Below are 8,101 nucleotides of genomic sequence, written 5' to 3' on the forward strand. Positions count from 1 at the left end.
CCCCCAACCCCCAACCCCCAACCCCCAACCCCCACCGAAAAACTTTTTCAGCAAACCCTAAGTAATTAGCTTTTGTCCCTTGCTTGCCCCACCTCCCACCTCCCCCTTACCTGTACGGGCGGGAAAAAAGTTTTTTCGGGTACAGGAAGTATGTAAAATGGAATGTTGATCTTTCTTGGCCTAAACAGCATTTCATGATTTCGAGTAACGACTTTCGGAGCGGTACGACCATCGAGATAGATGGCTCTGTCTGGCGGGTGGTAGAATTCCTGCACGTCAAACCGGGTAAGGGATCGGCCTTCGTGCGAACCAAGTTAAAAAATGTCCAGACCGGCAACGTGGTAGAACGGACGTTCCGGGCAGGGGAAACCTTGCCCTCAGCCACGATCGAAAAGCGCACCATGCAGCACACCTACAAAGAAGGCGATCAGTTTGTCTTCATGGACATGGAGACTTTTGAGGAAGCAACTCTCACCCCGGCACAAATGGGCGATCGAGCCAAGTATCTGAAGGAAGGAATGGAAGTCAATATTCTCTTTTGGAATGATCAAGTGTTAGACATAGAATTGCCCACCTCGGTAATCTTGGAAATCACCGATACGGATCCAGGAGTCAAGGGAGATACGGCCACCGGTGGCACGAAACCGGCGATCGTAGAAACGGGAGCGCAGGTGATGGTTCCCCTGTTTATTTCTATCGGTGAAAGGATTAAAGTCGATACCCGGGACGGTTCCTATCTGGGACGGGAATAATTGTGATGAGAAGCCCAGAAATGAGGCATTAGGGGCGGGTTTAGGACTAAAGCCAGTTTGTTCCGAGCCTGTTTCCCAAAACTTAGCCGCTAGATGCGAAAAATCGACGGTTTGGTAGGTGCGAATTTGGATTTGTTGCTTTTTATTTGCGGGGGGATTTCAGAGCGGTGACTATTGATTACAACGAAATTCGAGAACTGATCAAAACATTGGCAGCAACGGATATCAGTGAATTTAGCCTGAAAAGTGCAGATTTGGAGCTAAATATCCGCAAAGGAACCGTTAATACTGCCCTTGGCCCTCTCCCCGCTCCCTTGCCGGTGGTGACGGCCCCGGTCGCCGCTCCAGTGGTAGCCGCAGGTCCCACCCCGGCCCCAGAAACCCCCACTCCCGAACCCGTGGCCGCCGCTATGGATAAAAAATGGCTGGCGATTACCTCTCCCATGGTCGGCACTTTTTATCGCGCTCCTGCTCCCGATGAACCGTCTTTCGTGGAAAAAAACGATCGAGTCCGTGTCGGACAAACGGTCTGTATCATCGAAGCGATGAAGTTGATGAACGAAATCGAAGCGGAAGTGGCCGGGCAAATCGTCGAAATCGCCGTCGCTAACGGTGAACCGGTAGAATTTGGTCAGACATTAATGTGGGTTAATCCCGAATAGATAGAATGAAAGCTATCCTCATGACCGCCGTGGATGTCCTACAGCTTCAGGAAGTCCCCACCCCGAAAATTAGTCAACCCCATCAGGTTTTACTAGCATTAAAAGCCGCTGGTGTCAACCCTATTGATACAAAAATTCGTAAACGCGGCACTTTTTACCCCGAGCAAATGCCAGCCATTTTGGGCTGTGACGGGGCGGGAATTGTCGAGGCCGTTGGGGCGGCGGTGCAGGATTTTCGCCCCGGGGATGAAGTGTATTTTTATGGGGGCGGACTGGGCAAGGCCGGCACGGGAAATTATGCTGAATATGCCCTGATCGAGGCGGATTATCTAGCCCACAAGCCGAAATCTCTTTCTTTTGCCGAGGCGGCCGCTGTACCTTTAGTTTTAATCACCGCTTGGGAAGCACTCTATGATCGCGCCCGTCTTCAGTCGGGACAAAGCGTACTTATCCATGGCGGGGCCGGGGGTGTTGGTCATGTCGCGATTCAATTGGCGAAACTGAAGGGGGCTAAAGTTTATACGACGGTGGGAAATAGCGATAAAGAGCGTTTAGTGCGGCAATTAGGGGCAGATTACCCGATTTTATACAAACAAACCGATTTTGTCTCGGCGATACTTCAACAAACCGCAGGGAAAGGAGTAGATATCGCTTTTGATACGGTGGGAGGGGAAACTTTTGGGCAAACTTGCCGAGCGGTGCGAGTGTACGGCGATATGGTGACGATTTTGGAACCTAGGGGCAGCTGGAAGGAAGCGCGCGATCGCAATTTGCGGATTAGTTTAGAATTAATGTTAACCCCAGCTTTGATGGGACTGCCAGAAGCGCAAAAATATCAAACAGAAATTCTCAGACAAGGGGCGCGTTTAATTGATGAGAAAAAGTTAACTATTCATCTCTCCCAAACCTTCCCTTTAGCGGCAGCTATCAGCGCCCATCAATTGCTAGAAACTGGTTCGGTGACGGGGAAAATAGCCCTAATTATCGACTAGAAATCTGCTTGTCACTATTTTCTCTCATAAGCTGCCCGCGTATTTAGGGTTGGCTGAATAAATCTAAAAACCTTGTTGGATAAGACTTTTAGACCTTTTTGAAATCCAAAAGTGGCCGGCATGGGAGTGATCAGGGGGAAAATTCAGGTACTTTTTCCCTGAAAATTAGGTAATTGACCCCCTGAAAATCGGTAAAACCCCACACCCTACACCCCACACCCCAACCCCCAACCCCCAACCCCCACACCCCAACCCCCACCGAAAAACTTTTTGCTGCAGACCCTAGATAGTCAACAGTTTAGTTGAAACCCGATTAAATTTTCGATCGCTTTGACCAAATCTTGATTAGTCCAATTGCGGTACAGACAAGCGGCGATCGCACATCCCCCCGCACCCACTCCCTCTTTGACAAAACCCTGTTGATAAGCTTGCAAAACCGGGTATTTAGAGGCAGAAAAGTCTAATTGTGTGGCTAATAAAGGCAATTTTCCGATCATGCGGGCTAATCCCACCGTATCCCCCGTTTTATCTTCCGCTACCCAGCGAGTTGTGCCGACGATGATATTTTCCCAGTTAACCGGATAGGCATATTTAGCCACTAGAGCTTGAATTAGGGCAGAAACGGCTAACATTTGGGTTCCTCCGGCGAGGAGTACCCCACCCTGCCGACTAGCAGCGATCGCCATGCCAGCGACGAAAATCTGCTGAGGATCGCCTAGGGTGGCGATTACCTCAAAAGGATCAAAAAATTCTTTTCTCCCCAATCCCTGCTCAACTATTGCCTGTTTCTGAGCATGATTGCACTGGGGATGGCTGCTATTAACTTTGCCCTTGGCCTGATAACCCAATCCCGTTAAAATAGCGAGGGCGGTGGTGGTGCCACCGACCACACACTCGCCGATAATTAGATAACTAGACTGGCGGGCTAATTTTTCTCCCCAGGTTAATCCTTGGGCGAACAGGTGTTTTACTATGGGGAGATCTAGGGCGCGGCCGGTGGAGAGACAACGGGCAGGTTGTCCCCCCAGTTCGATATAATCGACGGCCGGGGGCAAGGGTAAACCCGCATTAAAAACCCGGACGGGAATGGCTAGATTTTCCACCACGGCGCGGGTAATATAGGCAGGAGAAGCACCTACCGTTAGGGGAGGTAAGGGATAACGGGGATGGGGAGAAACCCCTTTAACGACAAATTCGGCATCGGCGATCGCAGTATATTTTCTATCCTCTGGAGTTGCCCCCGCAGTGGAGATTCCGGGGATTAATCCCGTCTCGGTAAACCCCAAAACTAGGGCAAATATCGGACAACATTTTTGATGGCGCTGTAACCAATTTTGCCCCCGTTCGATTTCCGTGTAAATTTTAATCATCTGTTGATTTTGTCCTCTTACTTATCACTATTTCGCTCTCTCCATGAGATGATCTTTGATTTCGACATATTTAGGAAATAAGTTATCAATACTAGCCAGTTTTGCCCCGTATGCTAAGGCTGTAGCCATAATAATACGGTCAAAAGTATCTTTGTGAATGGGAGATAAATTAGCGGCTCTAATGGCAATTTCGGGGGTAATTGAAAATATATCTATTTTAGCTACTGTTAAAGCTTGTTGAATCCACTCTTGAAGGGTATAACTGAATTCTAATCTTCCCCGTTGGTTAGCAAGGGCTATTTCATAGCAAGAAATGGGTGAAACTCCGAGAGATTCTGCTAACTCAAATTTTTCTAGCCAATGCTCGGGAAATCTGTCAAAATTGCCATTTATTAACCACAGCTAAATATGCGTATCAAGCACAATTACTTCAGACATTCCCAATCTTCTTCATCTACAATAGGACTGACCATATCACCTAGTATTTTAGCTTTAACCACCATATTCTCCACTGGAAAACGCCGTTTGAATAAGGACGGCTTTTCTTCTAATAAGTTATTTTTGCTGGCGGTGAAATTTTTAATTAATTGATAAAGTTCATCTAGTTGTTCTTCAGGTAAATTATCAATTGCTGTTTGAATAAGTTCTTTAACAGTCATAGTTTTACTCTCTATTGTCTGAACTTGAGTAATATTATAACACAACGGTTCATTCAATAAAGGGACTCCTATTGAGATTTTACCTAAAATACGGCATTCAGTTGGGTTGAGCAACTAACTGTGAAGTCAAGAGTCAACCCAAATTAGGCGCATTATCGCATTTACATAAGGACAATTATACATATCCTTTAGCTTGAGCAATGATGATAAATTTAGCTAATTGTGTCGATTAATTTTCGGTATATTTTTTCCGATTTACAATTGTTGTCCTAGCTTTATCTAAGGTTTTATATTTAGCCACAATTTATTTGTTGTTCAACTATTACCTTAATCAACTCTTGTGGTAATATTTCTAGATAATCTAACGTCGTATCTGTATCCCCAATATACTGTGATCCTGATTCTTGAATCCATTCAATAAATCGGATAACATAACAACTATCATTAATCGTTTCTCATTCATCATGTAAAATAAAATCAGCTTTTTTGGGTAGCAAAGATTGAATTTTAGCCTTTAAAAGTGGAGGATGAATTAAATTATTGTCTTCCGGTAAAGACTGCTCAAAAAACTTCAAACTTTCTCCGTATTTGGTAAGCTAAGACGCATTTAAACCGCTTATTCTTAGATTAGCGGAATCTCCCCCAATGCAAGAGTGCCTTATCTCAACAAGTAATTTAAACACTTAACAGCTTATGTCTCCCCTGTCTTCTGCAATTATCGATACTTGGCGACGTTTTTACCGAGATCCCCCGGCGGTAATAGGAGCGATCGCATTAATGATAATTATTCTTGCTGTCCTATTCGGTCCGATTTTCTATCGAGTCCCTATCGATGCGATCGATTTCAGTCAAGCTACGGCTCCCCCTAGTTTAAAACATCTTTTCGGGACTAATGATCTAGGCCAGGATCAATTGGCGAGAATCTTGGTGGGGGGTCGAATTTCTCTAGCGGTGGCAATTGCTGCTATGATAGTGGCGATGATTCTAGGGACAGCGATCGGGGCTATTGCTGGGTTTTACGGGGGCGCAATCGATGGCTTATTGATGCGATTAACGGATTTATTCCTATCTTTGCCCCAATTGCCCCTACTTTTACTGATTGTCTATCTATTTCGCGATAGTATCAAAAAAATCGCTGGACCGGAAACGGGCATTTTTATCCTCGTGGTTTTAGTAATCGGGGGTTTAAACTGGATGTCGGTGGCGCGATTGGTGCGGGGAAATTTCTTAAAATTACGGGAGATGGAATTTATATCGGCCGCGATTGCTTTGGGGGCCAGTCCTTTCCGTTTAATCTGGGTGCATTTATTACCCAATGTTTTGGGAATGATGATCGTGGCTGCCACTTTAGCCGTGGGTAATGCGATTATTACCGAGTCCACCCTGAGTTTTTTGGGTTTGGGTTTCCCCCCCGATGTGCCGACTTGGGGACAAATGTTATTTAAAGCTAAAGATTACTTGACAACTGCCCCCCACTTGGTCATTTTTCCCGCTCTAGCTATCGTGATCACGGTGTTAAGTATTAATTTTATCGGTGATGGTTTACGCGATGTCTTTGATCCTAATGTTTAAGGAAGCGTAGAAGTGGATAATTGCCGAAAATTACCGAGAACCTCTATGATAATCAGTAGCGATGGTGAGGAAATAAATACTGTGAGTAGCGTAACTGTCATTAGCGATCAGAAGTTTGACCAAGAGGTTTTTGAGGTCGAAAAACCCGTTTTAGTCTATTTTTGGGCGAGTTGGTGCGGTCCGTGCCGTCTGGTATCTCCCTCGATCGATTGGGTGGCGGAAACCTACGGCGAACAGCTAAAAGTAGTTAAACTAGAGGTGGACCCTAACCCCAACTCGGTGGCTAAATGTGATGTGAAAGGTGTTCCCGCTTTACGCATCTTTAAAGATAACAAAATTATTGCCACTCATGAAGGGGCGCTCGGCAAACAACAATTACAATCTTTTATCGATACCTATGTCAGCTAATTAGGTATCTGTGGTTATGAATAACTTAACCCTAGCAAACCGCTTACAGGCACTGCAATCCAACGTTTTTGCCGATATGGATCGGGCAAAAGCTGCTAGTAGAGAAGCGGGTAATACCATTATCGATCTTTCGCTCGGTTCCTCCGATCTTGGTGCTGCTCCCCACGTTATCGATGCTATCGAGCAATCTCTCCACGATCCTCACACCCACGGCTATTTACTCCATAATGGTACGCGAGACTTCCGAATAACTGCCGCTAACTGGTATAGCGATCGCTTTGGTGTCACCGTCGATCCGGAAACGGAGGTTTTACCCCTAATTGGTTCTCAGGAAGGCACGGCCCATCTACCTTTGGCCATTCTCAACCCCGGGGATTTTGCCCTACTCCTCGATCCGGGTTATCCCTCCCATTTAGGCGGTGTTGCCCTTGCCGGCGGTCAAATCTACGGAATGCCAATTTTGGCAAAAAATGACTTTCTGCCGGTTTTAGAGGACATTCCTGAGCCATTGCTGGCACAATCGAAGCTGATGGTCTTGAGTTATCCCCATAATCCCACCACAGCGATCGCGCCTTTAGCATTTTTCCAAAAAGCGGTTAATTTTTGCCGTCAGCATAATTTAGTTTTAATCCACGATTTTCCCTATCTAGACATCTTTTTTGCGGGAACATCGCCTCCCCCGTCAATTTTACAGGCCGATCGAGATAAAACTAATTCGATCGAGTTTTTTACCTTCTCCAAGTCCTATAATATGGGCGGTTTTCGCATCGGTTTCGCCATTGGCAACCCGCAGTTAATTATGGCTTTGCGACAGATTAAAGCCATGGTTGATTTTAATCAGTATTTGGGCATCCTCAACGGTGCGATCGCTGCTTTAACTGGTAATCAAGATTCGGTCAAAGAAACCGTCGCTATCTTCCAAAAACGCCGGAATGTGTTTATTAATGCCCTAAATCGCATCGGTTGGTCGGTTCCCACTCCGGCTGCCACTATGTACGTTTGGGCGAAAATTCCCCCCAGTTGGCCGGGTAATTCCGTCGATTTTTGTCGGCAATTGGTGGCCCAAACCGGTGTCGCTGTTTCCCCCGGTTCCGGTTTTGGTAAGGGTGGCGAGGGTTATGTGCGTTTTGCCTTAGTTCACGATCCCGATATTCTAGAGGCTGCCGTGGAGAAAATTGGCGCTTTTTTGGGATAAATCTGATATTCTAAGCAGTGGTTATGCTGCAATGGATAACTTTCGCCTTGTTGCTTCTGATATTCCGGGTGATATTGGTAATGTGTCCACGCCCGAACCTTCTGGTATTATCGGATTAGGCACACTAGGTAGTGGTTTAGTGGTGCGTCGCCTCGCTAAACGTCGTTAACCGGTGTGGGGTGAGGAGATGAGTTAAAATTTCCCTAATTCCCTACCTTTGCAGTTAAAAGCTTTAATTGTGCTGCTGCCTTTGTAATTCCTCGATGGTGAGGGGAGATAAATCGGTAAATCGGGCGATTTCTGGGATAGGAAAGCCAGCAGATAGCATTTTTAGGGCAATTTGTCGAGCTTTTTCTTCTTTTCCCTCCTCTTTGCCTTCCTCTCTGCCTTCCTCTCTGCCTTCCTCTCTGCCTTCCTCTCTGCCTTCCTCTAAAATATCTTGATAGATGACTGATTCTCTCATAATCTCACTCCGAAGGATTTTTTTAATC

Annotated in this window: 10 protein-coding genes and 1 pseudogene; 7 read left to right on the forward strand and 4 right to left on the reverse strand. The window is 46.1% G+C overall.

Annotated features, from left to right (window positions below; all coding sequences use genetic code 11):
• Nucleotides 1-194 precede the first annotated feature (194 nt).
• From efp to EWV84_RS08695, 3 genes are all read left to right on the forward strand, one after another.
• Nucleotides 195-752: an elongation factor P gene (gene efp, locus EWV84_RS08685; protein WP_287077679.1), complete on the forward strand. Its 558-nt coding sequence runs from the start codon at nucleotides 195-197 to the stop codon at nucleotides 750-752.
• A 167-nt stretch (nucleotides 753-919) separates the two neighbouring features.
• Nucleotides 920-1,414 (forward strand): acetyl-CoA carboxylase biotin carboxyl carrier protein, encoded by a 495-nt coding sequence (gene accB, locus EWV84_RS08690; RefSeq protein WP_287077680.1) that lies wholly within the window; start codon nucleotides 920-922, stop codon nucleotides 1,412-1,414.
• Nucleotides 1,415-1,419: 5 nt separating this feature from the next.
• A complete protein-coding gene (locus tag EWV84_RS08695; RefSeq protein WP_287077681.1) occupies nucleotides 1,420-2,406 on the forward strand; it encodes a zinc-dependent alcohol dehydrogenase family protein in 987 nt (328 codons plus the stop codon).
• 290 nt (nucleotides 2,407-2,696) lie between these two features.
• Here the strand turns inward: EWV84_RS08695 and cobT are convergent, their stop codons facing one another.
• The 3 genes from cobT to EWV84_RS08710 are packed head-to-tail and all read right to left on the reverse strand — an operon-like array spanning nucleotide 2,697 to nucleotide 4,435.
• On the reverse strand, nucleotides 2,697-3,776 hold the full coding sequence (gene cobT / locus EWV84_RS08700; RefSeq protein WP_287077682.1) for a nicotinate mononucleotide-dependent phosphoribosyltransferase CobT: 1,080 nt from the start codon (nucleotides 3,774-3,776) through the stop codon (nucleotides 2,697-2,699).
• 27 nt (nucleotides 3,777-3,803) lie between these two features.
• The gene (locus EWV84_RS08705) at nucleotides 3,804-4,178 is read right to left on the reverse strand and encodes a type II toxin-antitoxin system VapC family toxin (protein ID WP_287077688.1); all 375 of its coding nucleotides are present in this window, start codon (nucleotides 4,176-4,178) and stop codon (nucleotides 3,804-3,806) included.
• 23 nt (nucleotides 4,179-4,201) lie between these two features.
• Nucleotides 4,202-4,435 carry a hypothetical protein gene (locus tag EWV84_RS08710; protein WP_287077683.1) on the reverse strand — a complete coding sequence of 78 codons (234 nt, stop codon included), beginning with the start codon at nucleotides 4,433-4,435 and terminating at the stop codon, nucleotides 4,202-4,204.
• Nucleotides 4,436-5,128: 693 nt separating this feature from the next.
• Between EWV84_RS08710 and EWV84_RS08715 the strand changes: the two genes are divergently transcribed.
• Genes EWV84_RS08715 through EWV84_RS23080 form a run of 4 tightly spaced genes read left to right on the forward strand, consistent with a single transcriptional unit; the run spans nucleotide 5,129 to nucleotide 7,779 of the window.
• Nucleotides 5,129-6,007: an ABC transporter permease gene (locus EWV84_RS08715; RefSeq protein ID WP_287077684.1), complete on the forward strand. Its 879-nt coding sequence runs from the start codon at nucleotides 5,129-5,131 to the stop codon at nucleotides 6,005-6,007.
• 45 nt (nucleotides 6,008-6,052) lie between these two features.
• Complete coding sequence (locus EWV84_RS08720) at nucleotides 6,053-6,415, forward strand: thioredoxin family protein (protein WP_287077685.1); 363 nt, start codon at nucleotides 6,053-6,055, stop codon at nucleotides 6,413-6,415.
• 16 nt (nucleotides 6,416-6,431) lie between these two features.
• Nucleotides 6,432-7,610, forward strand: a complete 1,179-nt coding sequence (locus tag EWV84_RS08725; protein ID WP_287077686.1) for an LL-diaminopimelate aminotransferase — start codon at nucleotides 6,432-6,434, stop codon at nucleotides 7,608-7,610.
• A 31-nt stretch (nucleotides 7,611-7,641) separates the two neighbouring features.
• Entirely contained in the window at nucleotides 7,642-7,779 is a 138-nt protein-coding gene (locus EWV84_RS23080; protein WP_287077687.1) for a PEP-CTERM sorting domain-containing protein, read from the forward strand.
• A 63-nt stretch (nucleotides 7,780-7,842) separates the two neighbouring features.
• On the opposite strand, the pseudogene EWV84_RS08735 reads toward EWV84_RS23080, so the two are convergent.
• Nucleotides 7,843-8,101: pseudogene (locus EWV84_RS08735) on the reverse strand (Rpn family recombination-promoting nuclease/putative transposase); the annotation flags it as partial.

Origin of the sequence: Microcystis sp. M_QC_C_20170808_M3Col (assembly GCF_007095505.1) — a bacterium.
In the GTDB taxonomy this organism is placed as follows: domain Bacteria; phylum Cyanobacteriota; class Cyanobacteriia; order Cyanobacteriales; family Microcystaceae; genus Microcystis.